We start from the raw sequence: 24,057 nt of genomic DNA, 5'->3' as shown, positions 1-24,057 counted from the left end.
CACCCCGCACCCGGTGGCCTCCCGCCGGGCGGTGCGGAGATCCGGACCGCGCCCGCCCGGACAACCCTCGGCCGACCGACACCGCTGAACACCCCCGGCCACCGCGCGAGGCTGGGGTCAGGCACGCATACGCCGCCCGGCACCCGGACCGGCCACGGCCGCGACCTGCGAGGCAACGCGGCCGGACCGGCTACAGGCTGTCCGCACGGTCGCGGGCCTGCATGCCGCCGGGCACCGGGCACCCCGCACCCGGTGGCCTCCCGCCGGGCGGTGCGGAGATCCGGACCGCGCCCGCCCGGACAACCCTCGGCCGACCGACACCGCTGAACACCCCCGGCCACCGCGCGAGGCTGGGGTCAGGCACGCCTACGCCGCCCGGCACCCGGGCCGGCCACGGCCCGCGAGGCAACGCAGTCGGAGACCCCGCACACGGCGGGCGTCACTCCGTCGCCGCTCGCCCCGTGAGCGCGGACAGGCTGTTGCGTACGTGTTCCATCTGCGCCTGCATGTCGTCCCACATGACGCCGTGCTCGCGCAGCACGCGCTCGGTCTCCCGGGCGATGCGCTCCTCGCGTGCCCGGGCCTCGGCGACGATCTCGGCGGCCCGCACCCGGGCCTCCTCCTGCCGCTGCTGCCCGGAGAGTTCCGCCTCGGCGAGTGACTGTTCGGCCTCCGACAGCGCGGCCTCGGCGTGAGCCACCCGCTCGGCGACGCGGGTGTCGGCCGCGGCGGCCCGCTCCTCCGCGGTGCGCTCCAGCTCGGCCAAGCGCTCGGTGTGTTCCCCGGCCTGTTCGGAGAGCATCGCGGTGGTGCGCTGCCGTACCTCGCGCAACGCGGCGAGCGCCTCCCCGCGCCCCTCCTTCACCGCACGCCGGGCGGAGATCCGGATCTCGTCGGCCTCGGCACGCGCCGCGAGCAGCCGCCGCTCGGCGCGTTCGTCGGCGTCGGCACGCAGGGCGTCGGCCTCCGCCCGGGCGGCCTCCCGCACGCCGTCCGCGTGCTCCCGCGCCTCCTCCACGACCCGCCGCGCCTCCTGCCGGGCGCGTTCCCGCACGGCCTCGGCCTCCTCCCGCCCGAGCGCGAAGAGCCGCCGCGCGCCTTCTCCGAGCGACTCGTACGTCTGCGGGGCGAGCGCGGCCACGGCCTCCCGCATCCGTACGGCCTCCGCCTCCATCTCCCTCGCGAGGACGGTCAGCCGGGCGGCGCGTTCCCAGGCGGCGTCGCGGTCCCGGGACAGCGCACGGGCGTACGTGTCGACCTGGTCGGGGCGGTAGCCACGCCCCCGTCCGGCCACGAACCCCACGAATCCATGGGCCGACGCCGCTGCGCTGCTCATCCTGGAACACCTCTCCGCCGAACGGACGCGACACGATGATGTGCGCCACATCTTGATATATCGGACGGAAGTGTTCATAACGCGACACTCCGCGCACAGGTTACGGCCACGCTCGCGCAGATCACGGTCACGCCCGCACGTGAAAGGGGCCGGACCCGGTCACACGACCAGGTCCGGCCCCCTTCTTACGCACGCGTACGAAGCAAGCGGTGTTCAGGCGCGGGGCGTCACAGCAGCCCGTCCCACATCTGCTCCAGCAGCACCGACCACCAGCTCTCCGGCGAACCGAGCGCCGCCGGGTCCAGCGCGGCCAGCTGGGCCTGGAAGTCGACGGTCCAACGGCCCGCCTGCTCCTGGTTCAAGCCGAAGCGCAGCCGCCACATCCGGCCCAGCAGCGCCAGGCACCGCTGGAGCTCCGGCAGCCCCGTGTTCACGAACTGCGGCGGCACGGACGCACCGCCCGGCCCCGCCTCCACCGGCACCGCCACGATGTTCGCCGTGCCGTACTGCACACAGATCGCCCGGCCGAAGTCGCTGCCCATGACGAGGTACGAGCCCGCGTCCGGGGCCGGCTGCACCCCTCGCTCGGCCGCCAGCTCCGCCAGCGTCGGCACCGGCCGCCCCGGCTGGGCCTGCGCCCAGAAGAACGGCCCCATGTCCATCGGCAGCCCCGCCGCCACCAGCGAGTGCGCCACCACCGGCGGCACACCCTGCCGGGACACCGCGGCCTGCTCGAACCGGAAGATCCCCGGCCCGAACGCACCCGCCAGCTCCTGCGCGATCGCCTCCGGCGGAACCGGCGGCACCGACTGCACCTGCGGCAGCGGCGCCCGCACCGGGGCCGGACGGGCGGGCCCGTCGGCGACCTGGTGCAACTCGCCCTGGTGGGCGAGCAGTTGCCGCATGCCCTGCTGCCGGCTCGCGTGATCCGTGCCGTAGGGCGCGATCGACGTGATCCGCGCCTGCGGCCACTGCTCCCGGATCATCCGCGCGCAGTACGCGCCCGGCAGCTCGCACGACTCCAACTCGGTGTGCAGCTCCAGCACCTGGTCCGGCGGCACGTTCATCGCGCGCAGCTCGTGGAAGATCTGCCACTCCGGGTGCGGCGTCCCCGGCGCGGAACGCCGGATCAGCTGCTGCTCCGACCCGTCCTGCGCGCGGTAGCGCAGCACGGCCTGATAGCCGGGGCCGACCGTCGGCTGCCCCTGCGGCGGATAGCCGTACGACGGCTGCTGCCCGGGTCCCGGCGGCGGAGGCGGCGGCATCGCCCCCGGCGGCACGGCACCCGGCGGGGGCATCGAGCCGAGCGGCGGCGGAGGCATCGCCCCGGGCGGCGCGGCGGGGACGCCGGGAGCCATACCGGGTGCGCCGGGTGCACCGGGAACCCCGGGAGCCTGCGGCGGCGGAGGCACACCGGGACCGCCCACCGGGGGCGCGGACAACATGGTCTCCGCGTGATGTACGGCCCCCCGCGGACCCCCGGCGGAGCCCTGCGCACCAGGGGTGCCGGGGGCACCCGGAGGCTGGGGAGCACCGGGCGTACCCGGAGCGCCGGGAGGGTGCGGGGCGCCGGGAGGGTGCGGGGCGCCGGGAGGCTGCTGAGCGCCCGGCGCGCCAGGGGCACCCGGAGCGCCGGGAGGTCCCGGCGGCTGCGGCGCACCCCCGCCCGGGCCCATCCGCCCGGGGTCGGCCAGCATCGTCGCGGCATGGTGAACCCCACCCGGCGGCGTACCACCGGGCACTCCCGGGGCACCGGGAGGATGCGGGGCACCAGGAGGCTGCGGGGCACCGGGCGGGTTGGGAGCACCGGGGGGCTGCTGCCCACCCGGAGCCGCGGGAGCCCCCGGCCCACCCGGCCCACCGGGGCCACCCGGCCCCGCGGGTCCGTCGGGACCGAGCGACGAGACGAGCTGGGTCGGCACGTACCCACCCGCCGGCGCACCCGGCACCCCGGGCCCGGGCGGTGCGGGCGTGCCCGTCTGCCCCGCGCCCGGCACCCCGGGGGCACCCGGCGGAGGCGGCGGGTTCGCGCCCGCACGACGCGGCGGAGGCGCCGCCTTGCTGGTCGCGGCATCGGCGATGTCCGCGGCGTTCGGGGCACCCCCCGGAACACCGGCACCGGCACCGGCACCGGCACCGGGGATCGGAGGCGGCGGCGCACCCGCGCCCCCACCGGGAGCCTGCGGATAGCCGTAGGAGGACCCACCCGGTCCGGACGGCGAAGGCGGAGGCGGCGTCCCCGCACCTGCCCCGGGGGCCTGCGGGAAGCCGTACGACGACGCGGGCGGCGCCGGCGGGGGCGGCGGTGTCCCCGGAGCAGCACCGGGACCCGCGCCCTGCGGATAGCCGTAGGAAGAGGCACTCGGCCCGGACGGCGGAGGCGGCGTCGCGCCCTGCGTGTTCGGCGCGTTCGGGTCGTCGACCGCCGGGGCCACCGCTGTCGGCGGGAGCTGGCTGCCGCCGGACATCAGGGCCGTCTGGGCGTCCGGCGTGGCCGCGGGCGGCCGGTCCTCGGCCTCGTCACCGCTCAACGGCGGCGAGAACACGGTCGCGGGCAGCGGCACGGAACGGTCGTCCTCGATACCGGCGTTGGTGTCCGTCCCGGCCCACGGAGTGGCCCCGGGCGGCACACCGGGCGAGGCGGGCGAAGCGGCGGCGGGACCCCCGACCCCAGCACCCGCACCCGCACCCGGCATGCCGCCCTGCGTCTCCGGCAGCGCGTTCCCCCCGGCCCCGCCGGAGGCACCCGCACCCGCACCGGAACTCCGCCGGTCCGGAATCCCCAGCTTGTCCGCCGCCTCCTGCAACCACTCCGGCGGACTCAACAGGAACGACGTCTGGTTGAGGTCGACCCGGGCCGCCGGAGCCGGTGCCGCGTCGGCGGCCTCGTCGTCGCGGCCGTACTCCTCCTCGTACCGGCGAATCACCTCGCCCACCGGCAGGGACGGCCACAGCGTGGCCTCGCCGCTGTCCCGGGCGATCACCAGCCGCTGCGCGCCACCGTCCGAGCGCGGCCCCTCGGCGCGGTCCTCGGCCCACACCACGAACCCGAGCCCGAACTCCCGCACCCGCACCTCACGGTGCTGGTACGCCGGCACATCCCCGTTGATCCACTCCTCGGCGCGCTCCTGCGCCTGCGCGAAGGTCACCATCGTCAGCTCACTCCCCCACCGAAGACGCCGAAGACGCCGAAGCTCCCGCGGACGCGGCGGACGCCCCCGCCGGCACCGACCGCGCGAACCCGCCGTCCACCATCAGGTTCGCCACCGTCTCCAGCTCCGGCGGATTGCCCGCCAGCCGGGACAGGAACCCGTCGAAGTCCTCACCGCACGGCAGCAGCAGCCGCTCCACGCGTTCCGCCGGGGCCATGGAAGGGTCCACGTCCCGCGCGTCGTCGTAGGCGCAGAACCACACCGAACCGACCCGGTCGCCCTTGACCTTCACGGCCAGCAGACCGCCCTGCACGAAACCGACCCCCAGGTAGTCCTTGGTCAGATGGTCGCGCAGGCACTTGTTGACGTACACCAGGTCGTTGACCGCGGCCTCGTCCCGCACCGTGAAGAACGGCTGGTCGACCAGCAGCCCCAACTCCGCGTCCAGGGCGGCCCCCACGGGCGCGCACCCGCCGGCCGCCTTCAGGAACGACCGGTAGGCGCCCGGCAGCCGGTACCCGAGGTCCTCCTCGACGCCCAGCACCTGCGACTCGGTCACCGCCACACCCGACTTCGGCAGCCCGAAATGCGCCGGACGCGTCTCCTGCAACGGCCGCGTGCCCCGCTTGTTCTGGTCCACCGCCGCCGTCGCGATCCCGCCGTGGTGCCGCAGCAGCGCCTTCACCTCGACCGGGACCAGTTCGAGGCGCCGCGAGCCCACCACGTGGTGCCACGTCCAGCCGTGCGGGGTCGCCACCGCGGGCACCGTGTCCCACAGCTCGTGCCCGGTCGCGGCCAGCGCCGCGTTCGCCGAGACGTAGTCCGTCAGCCTGAGCTCGTCGACGCCGAAACCCTCCGGCGGATCGGCGATCTCCACCGCCGCACGCGCGTACGCGGAGAAGTCGGGGTAGCCGCGCTCGTCCACCCGCACCCCTCTCGGGTGACGGGCCGCCCGGACCGGGTCCGGGAAATGCACGACCTGCCCGGCGTAGGCCGCGTTCGGCGGCGCGGCTTGCTGCCCGAGCCGACCTGTCGTCATGGCGGTTGCCCCCTGCGGCACTCTGGTACGACCCGCAGCGACCCTCATCGGCCACTACGCCCCGTATGGACTGACTCCTCCGGCTCCACACGTCAACCGCGTGGATCGCGGTGCCGACAGCCTATGCGGTACGACGACACCGGTCACCGGGCACCGGTCAGCGCCCCTCCGCTTCCGTGACCAGCCGTCACCCCCTCGTGACGGACCGCCCAAACCCGGGCGTGTCGCAGCGCCCCAGCTTCCGCACCAGCCACGCCATTTGGCAGTCTGTGGCATCCGGGGGATGCTCGGGAGGGGATGATGATCATGAATGCGACGCAGACGGGACCACACCCGGGACCGCGGCCCGGCACATCCGGCGACCCCAGGAACGCCGGCCGCGCGGCCCACCACCACGGCGCCTCGGGCGACCCCCGCGTCGGCTGGAGCAGCGCCGAGACGCCCCACGCGCCCACTCTCCGCCACCGCCGCGACGGCATACTCCCCACCATCGCCGCCGCCCTGTCCGTCCGCGGCGCCACCCTCACCGGCACCGCCGCCCGTGGCGACCAGCCCCCCGCCCTGCACCCGCTGGTCCAGGACTTCCTCGACACCCTCCCCAGCGACCGGCGCGACCGCTTCACCGGACGCTGCGCGGAGACCATGCTCATCTCCCGCCACATCGCCGCCGTCGACGCCACCCGCAGCAAACGCGCCGCCCGCAGACCGATGACCAACGGCGAGGCCCGCAAGGCCCTCAAGCAGGCCAAGCTCACCGCCCGACGCATCCGCGAGGACGGCGACCCCCTCCACGGCAGCTTCGCCGCGCCCTGCCGCGCCTGCACGGCCCTCAGCGACCACTTCGGCGTCTACATCGTCGACCCCACGACGGAGCGCTGACCCCACCCCCCGCACGACGACGCACAGCACCGCACGGGAACGCGGAGCGAGCCGCACGGCGGCCCCACCGGCGCCGCGCCGCGAACCCATGACCTCGACGAACGAAGGGCAGATGCACACCGACCGCACCTCGACCACCCGCTTCGCCGTACCCGTCGACGCCGCCCTGCGCGCCGCCGGCTGGCACCCCGGCCGCTGGGACATAAAACAGGCCGAGATCTGGGCCGACACCCTCCGCGACCACGCCTCGCCCGCCGGACACCGGCACGCCGTCTTCCCCGCCGCCGTCGAGGCGTGGGCCGAATTCGGCGGACTGCACGTCACCCCCGCGGGCCCCGGCCGCCAGGTCGCCCCCGTCGCCCTCCACTTCGACCCCCTGCACGGCCTCCACATGGCCCGCACCCTCGGCGACCTCGGCCGCGCCCTCGACACCGAGGTCTGTCCCCTCGGCACCGAGACCGACACCCAGGCCCTCCTCGCCATGGACACCGAAGGCCGGGTCTACGCCCTCGACCACACCGGCGACTGGTATCTCGGCCCCGACCTCGACCAGGCCCTCGCCTGTCTCGTCTCGGGCACCACCCCCGCCCGCCTCACCGCGGGCTGACGACGGGTCTCGGAAGGCGGCCGCACAAGGCCCGCACCCCCCGCCGAGAACCCGGGAACAACACGGCCTACGCCGCCGGAATCACCGCCGGAACGCGGAACCCGGAAGAACCCGGAACCGGGAAAGGCAGGCCGCACCGGGCACCCGGAGAAGACGGCCCGAGCCGGCGCGATCACCGCCCACTCCCGGAAGCCCCCGCCAACGCCGCCGCGATCACCGCCCGCTCCCGGAAGCCCCCACCTACACCGCCGGAATCACCGCCCGCTCCCGGAAGCCCCCACCTACACCGCCGGAATCACCGCCCGCTCCCGGAAGCCCCCACCTACACCGCCGGAATCACCGCCCGCTCCCGGAAGCCCCCGCCTACGCCGCCGGAATCACCGCCGACACCCGGAAGCCCCCCGCCTCCGTCGGCCCCGACACGAACACCCCGCCCAGGGCGACGACCCGCTCCTTCATCCCCACCAGGCCGTTGCCCCCCGACGGCAACCGCGCCGCCGACGGCGACACCTCGCCCGGCGGCTCGTTCTCCACCTGCATCGCGATCTCCGAGCCGCGGTGCGCCAGCCGCACCCGCGTCTTCGCCCCCGCCGCGTGCTTGTGGACGTTCGTCAACGCCTCCTGCACCACCCGGTACGCCGTCTGCTCGACCTCCGCCGCGTACGACCGCGTCTCCCCCTCCACCGACAGCTCCACGACCATCCCCGCAGCCGCCGACTGCCCCACCAGCACATCCAGGTCCGACAGACACGGCCCGTCCGCCGCGCCCTCGTCACCGACCGCCCGCGAGGCCGCCGCCGCGGCCGCCGCCCCCACCGCCGCCAAGGGCACGCTCCGGCCCCGCACCGGGCCGCTCTCGCTGCCGCTGCGCAGCACCCCGAGCATCTCCCGCAACTCGGTCAACGCCTGCCGGCCCATGTCACCCACCAGCGCCGCGTTCTTCACGGCCTTCTCGGGATCCTTCCGGGCGACCGCCTGGAGCGCCGCCGCGTGCACGACCATCAGGCTCACCCGGTGCGCCACCACGTCGTGCATCTCCCGCGCGATGCGCGTGCGCTCCTCGCCGCGCGCCCACTCGGCCCGCTCCTCGGCCCGCTCCGCCAGCAGCTGCAACTCCCGCTCAAGGCTGTCCGCCCGCTCCCGCAGGCTCTCCATCAACCGCCGCCGCGCCCCCACGTACATCCCGAGCAGCAACGGCGGCGCCGTCATCCCGATCGCCGTCGTGATCGAGATGAACGGAACGAACCAGTCCCCCAGGTCCAGATTCCCCTGGTCCGGACTGCGCCCCACCCGCACGAACATCACGATCAGCATCCCGACCAGCGACATCCCCGCCAGCGAGCCGATGATCCGGCGCGGCAGCTCCGACGCGGCGAGCGTGTAGAGGCCGACGATGCCCATCAGATAGCCCATCTGGGCCGGCGTGATCGCGATCGACACCAGCACGACGGCGATCGGCCACCGCCGGCGGATCAGCAGCACCCAGCCGGCCATCACACCGAACGTGATCCCCGCGACCATCGGGATCCCCGCGTCCTCCGCGAACCGGACCCCCTCCACACCGCACTCCAGCGCGGACACGAACGCCAGGCCCACATCCAGTACCGCGCTTCGCCACCGCGTCCACCACCACGGCCCTCCCCGGGCCGTCTCGGCGTCTTCCCCCGTCGTGGTCATGCCTCCAGCCTACGGTCGTCCGCCGTCCCTTTTCCGGCGAGTTTCCGCGACTGGCCTACACCACACTCCGTGACCCCTCGGACACGAAACCGCCCGATATCCCTCGAACTGCTGAACCAGCCCCTGTTCGACCACGGAAGAGGTGATTCCGCCCGGACGGTATGCCCATGGCACATTCAGAGGGCAAGTACGCGGACTTCGAGGGATTGCGGGAGCGTGCACTCGCACTGCGGCGGGCAGGCCTCAGCCGACGCCAGATCCGCGACCGACTCCACGTCGACAACAACGACATCCTCAACCGTCTCCTGGAGGGCGAGCCACCCCCGGAATGGACGAAGCGCCCGAACGCGAAGGACGACCTCCGGGACAGAGCGAGGGAACTCCGCCTCCAGGGCTGGACCTACGACCAGATCCAGGTGGAGCTGGGCTGCTCGAAGAGTTCGATCTCGTTGTGGGTGCGGGATCTACCGAAGCCCGAGCGACGCGACTCGGCGGAGCAGGCCAGGCTGGCGGGCCGGAAGAGGTGGGAGCATGAGTTGGCGGTGCGGGAGGAGCGGCGCCAGCAAACCAAGGCAGCCGCCACCGCAGAGATCGGCGAGCTGTCCGACCGGGATCTGTTCATGGTCGGCGTCGCCCTCTACTGGGCCGAGGGCGGCAAGGACAAGCCGTACGCCCGCCGAGAGAGCGTCACCTTCGTCAACAGTGACCCCGGGATGATCGAGATCTTCCTTGCCTGGCTGGACCTGCTTGGCGTTGAACGCGAGCGACTGCGGTACTCCGTCATGATCCACGAGAGTGCCGACACATCCGCCGCCGAAGCGTATTGGGCCGGACTCGTGGGCGCCGACCGCTCCGCGTTCTACAAGACAACCTTGAAGAAGCACAACCCGAAGACGGTGCGGAAGAACACCGGCGACTCCTACCGCGGCTGCCTGGCTGTCAGAGTCCTGAAGGGATCCGACTTGTACCGTCGCATCGAAGGCTGGTGGTACGGCATAGTAGGGGCTGCACGCCATGTCGATCTACAGAATCAGACATAGCGGACGAGCCATCCCGGGTCGTCTAAAGGCAGGACAAATGGTTTTGGTCCATTGAATGAGGGTTCGATTCCTTCCCCGGGAGCCCCACTGAACGTGGGCCCTGACAGCTCAGTCAGGGCCCACACTCATATCCCCCACGAAACCCCCCGGTATCCTGCGGATGTCCACCCCCTCCCCAGAAGCCGAAGGGCAACCCCGTGAGCGCCATTCGCCCGGCAGCCGTCGTCGTTCTCGCAGCGGGTGAGGGCACCCGTATGAAGTCGGCCACACCGAAGGTCCTGCATGAGATCTGTGGCCGTTCCCTCGTGGGCCATGTGCTGGCCGCCGCACGGGAGTTGGAGCCCGAGAACCTGGTCGTGGTCGTGGGTCACGCCCGGGAGAAGGTGACCACGCACCTCGCCGGGGCCGACACCGACGTCCGCACCGCCGTGCAGGCGCAGCAGAACGGCACCGGGCACGCCGTACGGATGGCGCTGGAGGAGCTGGGCGGGGCCGTCGACGGGACCGTGGTCGTCGTCTGCGGGGACACCCCTCTGCTCACCGGCGGGACGCTCCAGGCGCTCGCCGCGACCCACTCCGCCGACGGCAACGCCGTGACCGTGCTGACGGCCGAGGTGCCGGACGCGACCGGTTACGGGCGGATCGTGCGGGACGGGGTGTCGGGCGCGGTGACGGCCATCGTCGAGCACAAGGACGCGAGCGAGTCGCAGCGGGCGATCCGGGAGATCAACTCGGGGGTGTTCGCCTTCGACGGGCAGCTGCTCGCGGACGCGCTCGGCAAGGTGCGTACGGACAACAGCCAGGGCGAGGAGTACCTCACGGACGTGCTCGGGATCCTGCGGGAGGCCGGGCACCGGGTCGGGGCGTCCGTCGCCGGTGACCATCGTGAGATCGCCGGCATCAACAACCGTGTGCAGCTCTCCGAGGCCCGGCGGATCCTGAACGACCGGCTGCTGACGAGGGCGATGCTCGCCGGGGTCTCCGTCATCGACCCGGCGACCACCTGGGTCGACGTCGACGTCACCTTCGACCAGGACGCGATCGTCCACCCGGGGACCCAGCTGCACGGCTCCACGCACCTCGGCGAGGGCGCGGAGGTCGGCCCCAACTGCCGGCTGACGAACACCCGCGTGGGCGCGGGCGCCCGGGTCGACAACACCGTCGCCTACGACTCCGAGGTCGGGCCGCAGGCGAGCGTGGGGCCGTTCGCCTATCTGCGGCCGGGGACGCGGCTCGGGACGAAGGGCAAGATCGGGACGTACGTGGAGACGAAGAACGCCTCCATCGGGGAGGGGACGAAGGTGCCTCACCTCTCCTATGTGGGTGATGCGACCATTGGCGAGTACACCAACATCGGCGCCGCGAGCGTGTTCGTGAACTACGACGGCAAGGACAAGCACCACACGACGGTGGGGTCGCATTGCCGCACGGGTTCGGACAACATGTTTGTGGCTCCTGTCACGGTCGGGGACGGCGCGTACACCGCGGCGGGGTCCGTGATCACGAAGGATGTGCCGCCCGGTTCGCTGGCCGTGGCCCGTGGCCAGCAGCGGAATATCGAGGGTTGGGTGGCTCGGAAGCGTCCGGGAAGCGCTGCGGCGAAGGCGGCGGAGGCGGCTTCCCGGGAGGGCGAGCGCGGAGACTGACCGGAAACAGGTGCGCCGAAGTCGTCGTACCGTGATAAGTGCACACCCGCACCCGACCAGCTGTGACGGCCCGCCGCGCCCAGCGGCGCGATCTTCCGTCGGCCGGCTGAGACACCTCTGAGGAGACAGTGCTGTGACCGGGATCAAGACGACCGGCGAGAAGAAGTTGATGTTCTTCTCCGGCCGCGCCCACCCCGAGCTTGCCGAGGAGGTCGCCCAGCAGTTGGGAGTCGGGGTCGTCCCGACGAAGGCCTTCGACTTCGCCAACGGCGAGATCTACGTCCGCTACCAGGAGTCGGCGCGCGGTGCGGACTGCTTCGTGATCCAGAGCCACACGGCTCCGATCAACCAGTGGATCATGGAGCAGTTGATCATGATCGACGCCCTGAAGCGCGCCTCGGCCCGCTCCATCACCGTCATCGTGCCGTTCTACGGTTACGCGCGGCAGGACAAGAAGCACCGCGGGCGTGAACCGATCTCGGCGCGTCTGATCGCGGATCTGATGAAGACGGCGGGCGCGGACCGCCTGTTGACCGTCGATCTGCACACGGACCAGATCCAGGGCTTCTTCGACGGTCCGGTGGATCATCTGTTCGCGCTGCCGCTGCTGGCGGACTACGTGGGCGCGAAGGTCGACAAGGACAAGCTGACCGTGGTCTCGCCGGACGCGGGCCGGGTGCGGGTCGCGGACCGTTGGTGCGACCGGCTGGGCGCTCCGCTGGCGATCGTGCACAAGCGGCGTGACAAGGACGTCGCCAACCAGGTCACCGTGCACGAGGTCGTCGGTGAGGTGAAGGGGCGCGTGTGTGTCCTGGTCGACGACATGATCGACACGGGCGGCACGATCTGCGCGGCGGCCGACGCGCTGTTCGCGCACGGCGCCGAGGACGTCATCGTGACGGCGACGCACGGTGTGCTCTCCGGGCCGGCCGCGGACCGGCTGAAGAACTCGCGGGTGAGCGAGTTCGTGTTCACCAACACGCTGCCGACGCCGAGTGAGCTGGGCCGGGATCTGGACAAGCTGACGGTGCTGTCGATCGCGCCGACGGTCGCCAACGCGGTGCGCGAGGTGTTCGAGGACGGTTCGGTGACGAGCCTGTTCGACGAGCAGTAGAGATCGTTTTGGGTGCGGCCTCCGGCTCCGAGTAGACTGCTGAAGTTGCTCGGCGAGGGAGGCCGTTCTCCGTTTCTACGACGGTGGATCGGCTGTCCGTTATCGACGCGCTCTTCGTAGCAGGCCGTTCGTGGCCGGGTGACCACGTCCGCTCTACCTCTACGAGGAGTGATCACCATGTCCGAGGTGAAGATCGCCGCCGAGACCCGTACCGAGTTCGGCAAGGGTGCGGCCCGCCGCATCCGCCGTGACAGCAAGGTTCCCGGTGTTCTCTACGGTCACGGTTCCGACCCGATCCACCTGACCCTTCCGGGCCACGAGCTGCTGCTGGCGCTGCGTACGCCGAACGTTCTGATCGCGCTGGACATCGACGGCAAGTCGAACGAGCTGGCGATCCCGAAGTCCGTGCAGCGCGACCCGATCAAGGGCTTCCTGGAGCACGTCGACCTTCAGCTGGTCACGCGCGGCGAGAAGGTCAACGTCGAGATCTACGTGCACACCGAGGGTGACCTGGCCCCCGGCGCCTTCCTGCTGGAGCACGTCCTGAACGCGCTTCCGGTCGAGGCCGAGGCCACGCACATCCCCGAGTCCGTCACGGTCTCCATCGAGGGTCTGTCGGCCGGTGACTCCATCCTCGCCAAGGACATCCCGCTGCCGTCGGGCACCAAGCTGGGTGTCGACGGTGACACCGTCGTCCTCCAGGTCCTGGCCGCGCAGGCCGAGGAGGCCGCCGCGGACACCGAGGGCGAAGAGTCCGCCGAGGCCTGATCCTCGTCCCGGTAGTTCTCGTCAGCCGCTGTTCCCGTGGGGGACGGCGGCTGGCGCGTATCAAGATGACGTATCGAGAAGACGTACCAGGGAGACGTGTCAAGGAGACATGACGTGACGACCGATGCCAACGCCCCCTGGCTGATCGTGGGGCTGGGGAATCCGGGGCCGGAGTACGCGGCCAACCGGCACAACGTCGGCTTCATGGTGGCCGACCTGCTCGCGGAGCGGGTGGGGGGCCGGTTCAAGCGGGCCGGCAAGGCGCAGGCGCAGGTCGTGGAGGGGCGGATCGGGCCGCCCGGTCCGGCGAACCGGCGGGTGATCCTGGCGAAGCCGATGTCGTACATGAACCTGTCGGGCGGGCCGGTGAACGCGCTGAAGGACTTCTACAAGGTGCCGGTGGCGAACATCGTGGCGATCCATGACGAGTTGGACATCGACTACGGCGTGCTGCGGCTGAAGCTGGGCGGCGGGGACAACGGGCACAACGGGCTGAAGTCGATGACGAAGGCGTTCGGCGCCGACTACCACCGGGCGCGGTTCGGGATCGGGCGGCCGCCGGGTCGGATGCAGGTGGCGGACTTCGTGCTGAAGGACTTCTCGTCGGCGGAGCGCAAGGAGCTGGACTACTTCGTGGACCGGGCGGCGGACGCGGTGGAGTGTCTGGTGATCGAGGGCCTGGAGCGGGCGCAAAGCACGTACAACTCCTGACTTGTCCCCCCGCTTGTTTGACTGACCGCACGGGCATGGCCAATGATCCCCGCCATGCCTGCCACAGCCCTCTCCTCCCGTCAGGCCCGCCGGACTGTCAAGGCCCGTCCCTCCCTTCAGGCCCGTCGGGTCTCGTTCGCCGCGCTGCGGTTCGGGCGGCTGGCGGCGATGGGGACGGTGGCCGTGCTGATCCTGGTCGCCGGCGTGTGGGGGTCCTGGGGGTCGGCGCAGTACGTGATGCTGACCAAGGGGCGGGAGCGCGGCACGGTCGAGGTGACGCGGTGCGGAGCGGACACCTGCACGGGGCCGTACACCCCGCTGTCGTCGGGGTCGCGGGCCCGGGAGCGGGTGGTGATCGAGCACACGGCGGCCGTGAAGAAGGGGCAGACGTACACGGTCGTGGTGAAGCCCGGCACCGGTGAGGTGGTGCGGTCGGGTCCGGCCGGGGTGCTGTACTCCTGGGTGCCGATGGGCGGTGCGCTGCTGCTGGCGTCGGTGGTGGTGGCCGGGGGGCTGGGGCGGACGCGGCCGGCGTGGGTGCTGGCGGGGTCGGGAATCGCGCTGTTGACGGCGGCCTTCGTGACGATCTGAGGGGTTTCGGCGTTCTCGATTCCTGTGGGGGGATCGAGTGTTGCCTGTTCGTGATTGACCGGTGGTCAGTGCGGGCTGGAAGCTGAGCCGCCCCCTCCACATCTTCCCGTTCACATCTCGAAGATGGACTACTGCCCCATGCGAACCCTTTCCCGCGCCGGCGCGCTGTGCGCCGTCGCCACGGCGGCCTTCCTGGCCGTCCCCTCCGCGCACGCGACCCCGCCCGGGGACAACGGCACCGTGAAGATCCACGACGCCACCACCGGCGAGGAGTTGCGCAAGAACGAGCCGCACGTCTGCACCTTCTACCTCGACGCCTTCGGCTTCGACGCGGTCCAGGAGGTGGACTGGCACATCGAGGCCTGGGCGCCGTCGGCCGGCGTCAAGGGCGAGACCGTGAAGTCCGGCGCGATCACGCTGGACGGCGACGGTCACGGCCGTACGCAGGAGCTGTCGCTGCCCGACGGGCACTACAAGCTGTTCTGGAACTTCGACGGCGAGAAGGGGGCCGCCAAGCACAAGGTGTTCTGGACGGACTGCGAGAACGAGGAGGGCGGCGGCCCCGGTTCGACGCCGGGCACGTCCGCGTCCCCGTCGACGGGTCCGTCCGCCTCCGCGTCCGCGCCGGGCGAGGAGACGGGCGGCGGCACTCCGGAGCCGTCCTCGTCGTCCCCCGCCGGGGCGGCCGGATCGCCGTCCCCGCAGGGCGGTGCCTCCGGTGACCTCGCCGAGACCGGCAACGGCGCCCCGGTCGGCCTGTTGTCGGGGCTGGCGGCGACGCTGGTCGCGGCGGGCGGCTACCTGGTGTTCCGCCGTCGTCGTAACGCCTGATTCCGATGACGGCGATGCCCCGGGCCTTCTCGCGAAGGTCCGGGGCATCGCTGTGTCCGGAGCGGGTTCAGCCGGTGTTGCGCAGGCCCGCGGCGACGCCGTTGACCGTCAGGAGCAGGGCCCGGGACAGCAGCGGGTCGGGGGTCTCGCCGGCGGCCGCGGCGTCGCGCTGGCGCTTGAGAAGGGTGACCTGGAGGTAGGAGATCGGGTCCAGGTAGGCGTCGCGGATGGTGAACGTCTGCTTCAGGACCGGGGTGGCGTCGAGGAGTTCCTGTTCGCCGGTGACGCGCAGCACCTCGCGGACGGTGAGTTCGTGTTCGGCCCTGATGGTGTCGAACACGTGCTTGAGCTCGTCGGGGACGAGGGTGTCGACGTAGTGCTGGGCGATCCGCAGGTCGGTCTTGGCGAGGGTCATCTCGACGTTGGAGATGAAGTTGCGGAAGAAGTGCCACTGCTCGTGCATCTCGTCGAGCACGGTGTCCAGGCCCGCCTCGCGCAGCGCCTTCAGGCCGGAGCCGACGCCGAACCAGCCGGGGACGATCTGCCGGGACTGGGTCCAGCCGAACACCCAGGGGATGGCGCGCAGTCCGTCGAGCGAGACGCCCGAGCCGGGACGGCGGGAGGGCCGTGAGCCCAGGTGCAGGTCGGCGAGCTGGTCCACCGGCGTCGAGGCGAGGAAGTACGTCGGCAGGTCCGGGTCCTCGACCAGCCTGCGGTACGCGGCGTGGGCGGCGTCGCTGACCACGTCCATCGCCGCGTCCCAGCGGGCGAGGGCCTCGTCGGACTGGCGGGGCGCGGTGTGCAGGGCGGAGGCCTGGAGGGTGGCGGCGACGGTCAGTTCCAGGTTCTCCCGGGCCAGGGAGGGCACGAGGTACTTGTCGGAGATGACCTCGCCCTGCTCGGTGACCTTGATCTCGCCCTCCAGGGTGCCCCAGGGCTGGGCGAGGATCGCGTCGTGCGAGGGGCCGCCGCCGCGGCCGACGGTGCCGCCGCGGCCGTGGAAGAGGCGCAGCCGGACGCCGTAGCGGTGGGCCACGTCGCGCAGGCGGCGCTGGGCGCGGTGGATCTCCCACTGGCTGGTGGTGATGCCGCCGAACTTCGAGGAGTCGGAGTAGCCGAGCATGACCTCCTGGACGTCCCCGCGCAGGGCGACGAGCCTGCGGTACGACGGGTCGGAGAGCATGTCCTCCAGGATGGTGTCGGCGGCCTTGAGCTCGTCGGTGGTCTCCAGGAGCGGCACGATGCCGATCTTCGCCCAGCCGGCGTGCAGGTCGAGCAGTCCGGCCTCGCGGGCCAGGACGGCGGCGGCGAACACGTCGTCCGCGCCCTGGCACATCGAGATGATGTACGACTCGATGACCTCGGGTCCGAAAACCGCCAGGGCGCGCTTGACGGTCTGGAAGACACCGAGGGTCTTCTCGCCGGCCGCGTCGACGGGCGCCGGGGTCGGGGCCAGCGGCCTCCTGGAGCGCAGCTCCTTGGCGAGCAGCTTGGCGCGGTACTCGCGGGGCATGTCGACGTAGCGCCAGGACTCCTCGCCGAGGCGGTCGAAGAGCTGGCCGAGGGCGTGGTGGTGGGCGTCGGCGTGCTCGCGTACGTCCATGGTGGCGAGCTGGAGGCCGAAGGCGCCCAGGGTGCGGATGGTGCGGTCCAGGCGGCCGTCGGCGAAGAGTCCGCCGCGGTGCTCGCGCAGCGAGGTCTGGATCAGGGTGAGGTCGGCGATCAGTTCGCCGGTGCCGAGGTAGTCGCGGCCGGGCTCGTGCGGGATGCCCCTGGCCAGGCGCGTCTTGGTGTTCTCCAGCTTCTGCCGGATGCAGGTGGCCTTGAGCCGGTAGGGCTCCTCGGCGTTGAGGCGCTTGTAGCGGGGGCTGATCTCCGGCAGGCGTTCCAGGTCGGTGCCGAGCGAGTCCAGGAGCTCGTCGGTGGCGCCGGTGTAGCGGATGGAGTTCGACAGGAAGCCGCGCAGCTCGTCGATCATCTCCAGGGCGTCGTTGATGCCGTGCTCGTGCTGGAGGATCAGGACGTCCCAGGTGACCTGGGGGGTGACGTTCGGGTTGCCGTCGCGGTCGCCGCCGATCCAGGTGCCGAAGGTCAGGGGGCGGGTGTCGTCGGGGATCCGGACGCCGACACGCTCCAGTTCGGCGGTGAGGTCCTCCAGTACGTCCCCGACGGCGCCGGCGTGCAGCTCGTCCAGGTAGTAGATGGCGTTGCGGGCCTCGTCGGCGGGCTCGGGGCGGACCACGCGCAGTTCGTCGGTCTGCCAGACGAGGTCGATGTTCTCGGCCAGACGGGTGTCGTGGCGGCGCCGGTCCGACTCGATGACCGGGGTCTCGAGCAGCGCCGCGATGCGGCGGAGCTTGTTGAGGACCGAGCGGCGGGCGGCCTCGGTGGGGTGGGCGGTGAACACCGGGCGGACGTTGAGGTTGGCGACCGTCTGGCGCAGGTGCTCGGGGTCGGCGTCCTTGAGGCGGTCGGCGGTGCGGGCCAGCAGACCGCCCTCGGCTGCGCGCCGGGCGCGCAGTTCGCGGCCCCGGTGGACCTGCTCGGTGACGTTGGCCAGGTGGAAGTAGGTGGAGAAGGCGCGGACCAGCTTGGCCGCGGTCTGGAGTTCGGTGCCGCGCAGCAGCTCGGCGGCGGCCTCGCCGTCCTCGCGGGTGAGGCGGCGGACCTTCTCGACCAGTTCGAGCAGCTCCGGACCTTCCTGGCGGACAAGAGTCTCGCCCAGGAGGTCACCCAGTCGCCTGATGTCGGCTCGCAGTTCACTGCTGGTGGTCATCCGGGACACAGTCTGGTCGTCGGCACTGCTCACAGGTGCGGCTCCTTGCAGTGTTGAAGCTCGTCCGAGAGGGAAGAATTCAGAGCGGACCGCGCTGTCCGACCGACACAAGGATAGGTGTCCGCGCCGCGGCGCAGGTGGTCGGGCTCTTGCCGACGCGTATCTCGCTGCCATACTTACGATGCCGTAGGTTACGGACCCGTAGGAACGGTTACCCGGCCACTTTCACCACCCCCTTTCCCCACCCTCGAAACCCCACAGGGGACGCGCATGACCTCAAGCTCCGATGTGATCGAAGACCCCTCCAAGGCGGGGGCCCTCGGCCCCGACGCGCCCTCCGCCACCCTGGGTGGCGAGCAGAAGCGCTCGATCGAGCAGATCACGCTGCTGCTCTTCATCATCGTGCCGTTCCTCGCCGTGCTGGCGGCCGTGCCGCTGGCGTGGGGCTGGGGCGTGAGCTGGCTGGACGTCGGCCTGCTGGTCTTCTTCTACTTCCTGGGCTGCCACGGCATCACGATCGGCTTCCACCGCTACTTCACCCACGGATCCTTCAAGGCGAAGCGACCGCTCAGGATCGCGCTGGCGATCATGGGCTCGCTCGCGGTGGAGGGACCGCTGGTGCGCTGGGTGGCCGACCATCGCAAGCACCACAAGTTCTCCGACGCGGAGGGCGACCCGCATTCGCCGTGGCGGTTCGGCGAGACGGTTCCGGCGCTGATGAAGGGCCTGTGGTGGGCGCACATCGGCTGGATGTTCGACGAGGAGCAGACTCCGCAGGACAAGTACGCGCCGGACCTGATCAGGGACCGGGCGATCCGGATGATCTCCCGGCAGTTCATCTTCTGGGCGATGCTCTCCCTCGCCCTGCCGGCGCTGATCGGCGGCCTGGTGACGATGTCCTGGTGGGGCGCGTTCACCGGCTTCTTCTGGGGCTCCCTGGTCCGGGTGTGCCTGCTGCACCACGTGACCTGGTCGATCAACTCGATCTGTCACGCGGTGGGCAGGCGGCCGTTCAAGTCGCGGGACCGCTCGGGCAACGTGTGGTGGCTGGCGGTGCTGTCCTGCGGCGAGTCCTGGCACAACCTGCACCACGCCGACCCGACGTCCGCGCGGCACGGGGTGGAGCGGGGCCAGGTGGACTCCTCGGCGCGGTTCATCCGCTGGTTCGAGATGCTGGGCTGGGCGTACGACGTCCGCTGGCCGTCACGCTCGCGTATCGATTCACGCCGGATCACGGGTGAGGACGGTTCTCGACGCAAGAAGGAGACCGCCGAGGCGGCATGATTGACGCCGTGGCGACCGACTCCAGCAGCACCCCGAGCAATGAAAAGCCGCGGCGTGCGCGTCGCACCCGGATGACAGGTGCCGAGCGCCGCCAGCAGTTGCTGGAGATCGGCCGCACCCTCTTCGCGTCGAAGGGGTTCGAGGCCACGTCCGTGGAGGAGATCGCGGCGAAGGCCGGGGTGTCCAAACCGGTGGTGTACGAGCATTTCGGCGGCAAGGAGGGGCTGTACGCGGTGGTCGTGGACCGCGAGATGCGCCGCCTGCTGGACATGGTGACGAGTTCCCTCACCGCCGGTCACCCCCGCGAACTGTGCGAGCAGGCGGCCTTCGCGCTCCTGGACTACATCGAGGAGTACACGGACGGTTTCCGCATCCTGGTCCGCGACTCCCCCATCCCCCAGTCCACCGGTTCCTTCGCGTCCCTGATCTCCGACATCGCCACCCAGGTCGAGGACCTTCTGGGCCGCGAGTTCAAGAGCCGCGGCTTCGACCCCAAGCTGGCCCCCCTCTACGCCCAGGCCCTCGTCGGCATGGTCGCCCTCACCGGCCAGTGGTGGCTGGACGTCCGCCGCCCCAAGAAGGCCGAGGTCGCCGCCCATCTCGTCAACCTCGCCTGGCACGGCCTGGACGGCCTGGAGGCGAAGCCGCGGTTGATAGGGCGCCGCAAGAGCTGAGGCGTCACTCTTTGTGATGACGGCAGCGGATTCCGGCCGCTACCGTGATGTCGCAGGGCCGAGGATCCCGTCCATGGGAGGAACCATGACCCCCGAGCCGACCGCCGAGCACGGCTGCCGCTGGCCGGTGCCGCCGCAGGACGGGTACACCGTGGACGACCTGTTCACGCTGCCCGACCTCCCGCCGCACACCGAGCTGATCGACGGGAGCCTTGTCTTCGTGAGTCCGCAGCGGGATTTCCACAGCATCATGATCGACCTGCTGGTCGCTGGACTGCGGAGCGCGGTCCCGAAGCAGCTGAAAGTCCGCCGTGAGATGACGGTCGTCCTCGACCGGCGCAACGGCCCCGAGCCCGATGTGTCCGTCGTCCGCGCCGAGGCCGTTACCGGCATGAAGCAGACCCGGTTCGAGGCCGCCGACGTGCTCCTCGCCGTCGAGGTCGTCTCGCCGGACTCCGAGGCCCGCGACCGGGACACCAAGCCCCGCAAGTACGCCGCTGCGGGCATCCCCCACTTCTGGCTGGTCGAGATGACCGGAGAGAGCCAACACCCCGTGGTGCGGGTCTACGAGCTCGACCCGCTGTCGAAGACGTACGCGCTGACGGGCATCCACCACGACCGGCTCAAGCTCGGCGTCCCCTACGACCTCGACCTCGACATCACACTGGACGCCCTCAAGGAGCTGTGACCGGCTCCAGGAACTCCAGCCGGTTGCCCACCGGGTCCTCGGAGTAGAAGCGGCGGTGGCCCGGGAGGGTGTCGTCCCAGCTGACCGTGGCTCCTCGGGCCGTCAGATGGGCCGCGTACGTGTCGATGTCCCGTACGCGCAGGCCCGGGTGGGCCTTCCTCGCCGGGCGGAAGTCCGGCTCGATCCCCAGGTGCAGGTGCACCGCGCCCGCCCGGAACCAGCAGCCCCCTCGCGCCGCGAGCGCCGGCGGCTTGGGAGTCTCCGTCATGCCGAGGACGCCGGTGTAGTAGGCCCGCAGCCGGTCCTCGGAGCCGGGTGGGGCGGCGAGCTGGACGTGGTCGACGGCGACGAGCATCACGCCTCCTTGCGGGCCACCGCGAAGATCCGGCGGAAGGGGAAGGGCGTGCCGTGCGGCCCCGCCGGATAGGCCTCGCGCAGGGCGGCCCGGTAGTCGCTCACGAATTCCGACCGCGCCTGCGGGTCGTCGGCCAGCACGGTGAGGACCGGCCGCAGCCCCGTCCCCTTCACCCAGTCCAGCACCGGGTCCTCGCCCTCCAGGAGATGGATGTACGTCGTCTCCCACACGTCGGCCGCGCAGCCGAGGTCGGCCAGCCGCTCCGCGTACGCCTGAGGGGTGTGGACGGCGTCGGCGTGGCGGAGGGTGTCGGCGAGGCGGGTCTTCCAGCGGGCGGAGTGGGCGAGGTCGCGCATCAGGACATGGCTCGGGGAGTCGAAGTTCCCGGGCACCTGGAAGGCGAGGGCGCCGCCGGGGACGAGCCCGGCGATCCAGTCGGCGAAGCGGTCCGCGTGGCCGGGGACCCACTGGAGCGTGGCGTTGCTGAGGATGAGGTCGTACGACTCCGTGGGCGCCCAGGTGCGGACGTCGGCGTGGGCGAAGTCGAGGCGGCCGCCGCCGGGGGTGGGGCCGGCGTGGTCGACGTGGGCCTTGTCGAGCATCTCGGCGGAGTTGTCGTAGCCGGTGACGCGGGCGGTGGGCCAGCGGGCGGTGAGCAGGGCGGTGACGTTGCCGGGGCCGCAGCCGAGGTCGGCGATGCGGGGCGGGTCGCCCGGCAGGTCGGGGACCCGGGCGAGGAGGTCGGTGAAGGGGCGGGCGCGGTGGCCGGCGTGGCGGAGGTACTGGGCCGGATCCCAGGCGGGAGTGGTCATGGCATCCACCTTCCCCGGACATTTCTCTTGATGTCAAGAGACTTCGCGCCAAGAAGCTCTATCTCAAGAGACTTCACATCGACACAACCACTACACTGATCGTCATGGAGGACGAGGTCGATCGGCTGGTCGCAGCGTGGCGCCGGGAGCGCCCGGACCTCGACGTGGAGCCGCTGGAGGTACTCAGCCGGGTGAGCAGGCTGGCCCGGCACCTGGACCGCGCACGTCGGCTGGCCTTCGCCGAGCACGGGCTGGAGCCCTGGGAGTTCGACGTGCTCACCGCGCTCAGGCGCGCCGGGACGCCGTACCAGCTCTCCCCCGGACAGCTGCTGACGCAGACCCTGGTGACGTCGGGCACGATGACCAACCGCATCGACCGGCTCGCCAAGAAGGGCCTGGTGGAGCGGCTGCCCGATCCGAGCGACCGGCGCGGTGTGCTGGTGCGCCTCACGACCGAGGGCCAGGACCGGGCGGACCAGGCCCTGGCCGGTCTGCTGGACCAGGAGCGCGCCATCCTCGCGGAGCTCTCCCGCGCCCAGCGGGGCGAACTGGCGGGACTGCTACGCCAGCTGACCGCCCCGTTCGACAACATCCCCGGCTAGGTCCACGGGGCCGACGCCCGCGCGGCGGGCCAGGGCGACGGCGGCCAGGGTGGAGTGCACGCCCAGCTTGCCCAGGACGTTCTGCATGTGGGTGCGCACGGTGTGCGGGGAGAGGAACAGTCTCTCCGCGACGGCCTTGCGGCCCAGCCCGGCGACCATGCACCGCAGCACCTCCCGCTCGCGCGGGGTGAGCGACTCCACCAGCCGCTCGCTCTCGGTGCGGTGCTTGCGGGCTGCCGTCAGCTCGCGCAGCACCCCGGTGAGCAGGGCGGGCGGCAGATGCGTCTCCTCGCGCAGCACTCCCCGGATGACGGTGAGCAGCCGGGACAGCGAGCAGTCCTTGGCGACCCATCCGGAGGCACCGGCCTGGAGGGCGAGCGCGGCCCGGCGGGGATCGTCCTTCTCGGCGAGCACGACGATCCGTACGCCCGGCTGCGCGGTGCGCACCCCGGCGACCAGTGATATGCCGTCGACGAGACCGTCCTCGCCCACCTCCTGGACCGGCACGGCGGGCCGGACGCCCGGCACGTTGCCGCCGAGGTCGGAGTCGACCAGCAGGACGTCGTACCGGCGGCCCTCGGCGGCCGCGCGCTCCAGGCTGCGCAGCGCGGCGGGACCGCTGCCGGCGGCGGAGACGTCGACATCGGGCTCGGCCGCCAGTGCGGCTGCGAGCGACTCGGCGAAGATGCGATGGTCGTCGACGACCAGGACTCGGATGCGAACCACGAAACCCCCTTCCCCGATGCTCCTGACGGAGCAGGGGATACCCCAAGGTCGGGAAACGATGACCTGCGCGGGTACGACGCCCGGGGTCGGCATCGCCGCACGGCCGCCGCCGTGCAGAAACCGCTACCCCCACATCGGGCGTCGTACCCGACTGTCTCGCCCCCTGATCAGCACCGGCCCCCACCGGTGCTGTTCATCAGGGTACGGCCGGGGGGCAGGAGCGGAAGGTAATTTGCAGAACTGGCTGTCCAACGCGTTTATGGTGAGCCGCATGTTTCGCATCGAGACAGAAGTCGACAAGGAGCGGCGCGATCTTCTTCGAAGTCGGCTTCGGGAGACCAACACGGCCGCCTCTCCCGTCCTGCGGGCGCTGCGCGGCACCCCCGGTGCCCGCGAGGTCCCGCTGCACGTCTGGGTGCTGGACGACGCCGGCGCGCTGGCCGGCGGTCTGGTCGGCCACACCTGGGCGACCTGGATGCACGTGGCCTATCTGTGGGTCGACGCACGGCACCGGGGCGCCGGCCTGGGCTCCCGGCTGCTCGGCGAGGCGGAGCGGATCGCCCGGGACGAGCGGGGCTGCGCGGCCGTACGCCTGGAGACCTGGGACTTCCAGGCGCCGGCGTTCTACCGGCGGCAGGGGTACGAGGTGGTGTGCGTGATCCCCGACTATCCGCCGGGGATCACGGAGTACACCCTCACCAAACGGCTGCGGTGAGCTTCTGTGCGCCGGTGCCGTGCGCCGTCGCGCG

Annotated in this window: 22 protein-coding genes and 1 tRNA gene; 15 read left to right on the top strand and 8 right to left on the bottom strand. The window is 71.7% G+C overall.

Annotation, left to right across the window (positions count from 1 at the left end; genetic code table 11):
* Positions 1-439 precede the first annotated feature (439 nt).
* From K4B79_RS25845 to K4B79_RS25835, 3 genes are all read right to left on the bottom strand, one after another.
* Positions 440-1,336: a cellulose-binding protein gene (locus K4B79_RS25845; RefSeq protein ID WP_232029292.1), complete on the bottom strand. Its 897-nt coding sequence runs from the start codon at positions 1,334-1,336 to the stop codon at positions 440-442.
* A gap of 227 nt (positions 1,337-1,563) precedes the next feature.
* On the bottom strand, positions 1,564-4,488 hold the full coding sequence (locus K4B79_RS25840; protein ID WP_232029291.1) for an SUKH-4 family immunity protein: 2,925 nt from the start codon (positions 4,486-4,488) through the stop codon (positions 1,564-1,566).
* Between the two features lie 7 nt (positions 4,489-4,495).
* On the bottom strand, positions 4,496-5,527 hold the full coding sequence (locus tag K4B79_RS25835) for an SMI1/KNR4 family protein (RefSeq protein WP_232029290.1): 1,032 nt from the start codon (positions 5,525-5,527) through the stop codon (positions 4,496-4,498).
* Between the two features lie 297 nt (positions 5,528-5,824).
* On the opposite strand from K4B79_RS25835, the gene K4B79_RS25830 reads away from it, so the two are divergent.
* Positions 5,825-6,406 (top strand): YwqJ-related putative deaminase, encoded by a 582-nt coding sequence (locus K4B79_RS25830; RefSeq protein WP_232029289.1) that lies wholly within the window; start codon positions 5,825-5,827, stop codon positions 6,404-6,406.
* A gap of 112 nt (positions 6,407-6,518) precedes the next feature.
* Complete coding sequence (locus K4B79_RS25825) at positions 6,519-7,013, top strand: SUKH-3 domain-containing protein (protein WP_232029426.1); 495 nt, start codon at positions 6,519-6,521, stop codon at positions 7,011-7,013.
* Positions 7,014-7,376: 363 nt separating this feature from the next.
* Here the strand turns inward: K4B79_RS25825 and K4B79_RS25820 are convergent, their stop codons facing one another.
* Positions 7,377-8,690 (bottom strand): sensor histidine kinase, encoded by a 1,314-nt coding sequence (locus tag K4B79_RS25820; RefSeq protein WP_232029288.1) that lies wholly within the window; start codon positions 8,688-8,690, stop codon positions 7,377-7,379.
* A gap of 167 nt (positions 8,691-8,857) precedes the next feature.
* On the opposite strand from K4B79_RS25820, the gene K4B79_RS25815 reads away from it, so the two are divergent.
* The 8 genes from K4B79_RS25815 (at position 8,858) to K4B79_RS25780 (ending at position 15,391) form a co-directional block, all read left to right on the top strand.
* Positions 8,858-9,730: a hypothetical protein gene (locus K4B79_RS25815; RefSeq protein ID WP_232029287.1), complete on the top strand. Its 873-nt coding sequence runs from the start codon at positions 8,858-8,860 to the stop codon at positions 9,728-9,730.
* An 11-nt stretch (positions 9,731-9,741) separates the two neighbouring features.
* Positions 9,742-9,812, top strand: a tRNA-Gln gene (locus K4B79_RS25810).
* Between the two features lie 115 nt (positions 9,813-9,927).
* On the top strand, positions 9,928-11,376 hold the full coding sequence (glmU, locus tag K4B79_RS25805) for a bifunctional UDP-N-acetylglucosamine diphosphorylase/glucosamine-1-phosphate N-acetyltransferase GlmU (protein ID WP_232029286.1): 1,449 nt from the start codon (positions 9,928-9,930) through the stop codon (positions 11,374-11,376).
* Positions 11,377-11,509: 133 nt separating this feature from the next.
* Positions 11,510-12,490, top strand: coding sequence for a ribose-phosphate diphosphokinase (locus K4B79_RS25800; RefSeq protein ID WP_232029285.1), 981 nt, complete (start codon positions 11,510-11,512; stop codon positions 12,488-12,490).
* Positions 12,491-12,667: 177 nt separating this feature from the next.
* Complete coding sequence (locus tag K4B79_RS25795) at positions 12,668-13,258, top strand: 50S ribosomal protein L25/general stress protein Ctc (RefSeq protein WP_232029284.1); 591 nt, start codon at positions 12,668-12,670, stop codon at positions 13,256-13,258.
* Positions 13,259-13,372: 114 nt separating this feature from the next.
* Positions 13,373-13,969, top strand: coding sequence for an aminoacyl-tRNA hydrolase (pth, locus tag K4B79_RS25790; RefSeq protein ID WP_232029283.1), 597 nt, complete (start codon positions 13,373-13,375; stop codon positions 13,967-13,969).
* 42 nt (positions 13,970-14,011) lie between these two features.
* Positions 14,012-14,560 (top strand): hypothetical protein, encoded by a 549-nt coding sequence (locus tag K4B79_RS25785; protein ID WP_232029282.1) that lies wholly within the window; start codon positions 14,012-14,014, stop codon positions 14,558-14,560.
* 138 nt (positions 14,561-14,698) lie between these two features.
* Positions 14,699-15,391: an LPXTG cell wall anchor domain-containing protein gene (locus K4B79_RS25780; protein WP_232029281.1), complete on the top strand. Its 693-nt coding sequence runs from the start codon at positions 14,699-14,701 to the stop codon at positions 15,389-15,391.
* Between the two features lie 67 nt (positions 15,392-15,458).
* On the opposite strand, the gene ppc is transcribed toward K4B79_RS25780, so the two are convergent.
* Positions 15,459-18,200 (bottom strand): phosphoenolpyruvate carboxylase, encoded by a 2,742-nt coding sequence (gene ppc / locus K4B79_RS25775; protein WP_232029280.1) that lies wholly within the window; start codon positions 18,198-18,200, stop codon positions 15,459-15,461.
* A gap of 237 nt (positions 18,201-18,437) precedes the next feature.
* Between ppc and K4B79_RS25770 the strand changes: the two genes are divergently transcribed.
* From K4B79_RS25770 to K4B79_RS25760, 3 genes are all read left to right on the top strand, one after another.
* The gene (locus tag K4B79_RS25770; protein WP_232029279.1) at positions 18,438-19,451 is read left to right on the top strand and encodes an acyl-CoA desaturase; all 1,014 of its coding nucleotides are present in this window, start codon (positions 18,438-18,440) and stop codon (positions 19,449-19,451) included.
* Entirely contained in the window at positions 19,448-20,125 is a 678-nt protein-coding gene (locus tag K4B79_RS25765) for a TetR/AcrR family transcriptional regulator (RefSeq protein WP_232029278.1), read from the top strand. Before K4B79_RS25770 ends, K4B79_RS25765 begins: the two co-directional genes overlap by 4 nt.
* An 85-nt stretch (positions 20,126-20,210) precedes the next feature.
* Positions 20,211-20,813, top strand: coding sequence for a Uma2 family endonuclease (locus K4B79_RS25760; protein ID WP_232029425.1), 603 nt, complete (start codon positions 20,211-20,213; stop codon positions 20,811-20,813).
* On the opposite strand, the gene K4B79_RS25755 is transcribed toward K4B79_RS25760, so the two are convergent.
* Together K4B79_RS25755 and K4B79_RS25750 are read right to left on the bottom strand one after the other, a co-directional pair.
* A complete protein-coding gene (locus K4B79_RS25755) occupies positions 20,800-21,168 on the bottom strand; it encodes a VOC family protein (RefSeq protein WP_232029277.1) in 369 nt (122 codons plus the stop codon). The two genes, K4B79_RS25760 and K4B79_RS25755, sit on opposite strands and share 14 nt — an antisense overlap.
* The gene (locus K4B79_RS25750) at positions 21,168-21,980 is read right to left on the bottom strand and encodes a trans-aconitate 2-methyltransferase (protein ID WP_232029276.1); all 813 of its coding nucleotides are present in this window, start codon (positions 21,978-21,980) and stop codon (positions 21,168-21,170) included. Before K4B79_RS25750 ends, K4B79_RS25755 begins: the two co-directional genes overlap by 1 nt.
* A gap of 104 nt (positions 21,981-22,084) precedes the next feature.
* Here K4B79_RS25750 and tamR point away from each other — a divergent pair, with 104 nt between their 5' ends.
* Entirely contained in the window at positions 22,085-22,582 is a 498-nt protein-coding gene (gene tamR / locus K4B79_RS25745) for a MarR family transcriptional regulator TamR (RefSeq protein WP_067434126.1), read from the top strand.
* On the opposite strand, the gene K4B79_RS25740 is transcribed toward tamR, so the two are convergent.
* Positions 22,541-23,308 carry a LuxR C-terminal-related transcriptional regulator gene (locus K4B79_RS25740; protein ID WP_232029275.1) on the bottom strand — a complete coding sequence of 256 codons (768 nt, stop codon included), beginning with the start codon at positions 23,306-23,308 and terminating at the stop codon, positions 22,541-22,543. The genes tamR and K4B79_RS25740 overlap by 42 nt on opposite strands.
* 259 nt (positions 23,309-23,567) lie before the next feature.
* On the opposite strand from K4B79_RS25740, the gene K4B79_RS25735 reads away from it, so the two are divergent.
* Positions 23,568-24,023, top strand: coding sequence for a GNAT family N-acetyltransferase (locus K4B79_RS25735; protein WP_232029424.1), 456 nt, complete (start codon positions 23,568-23,570; stop codon positions 24,021-24,023).
* Positions 24,024-24,057 lie beyond the last annotated feature (34 nt).

The sequence above is a fragment of the Streptomyces lincolnensis genome, assembly GCF_021173675.1.
GTDB classification, from domain to species: domain Bacteria; phylum Actinomycetota; class Actinomycetes; order Streptomycetales; family Streptomycetaceae; genus Streptomyces; species Streptomyces lincolnensis_B.
This window is presented reverse-complemented; position numbering and strand designations above follow the sequence as displayed.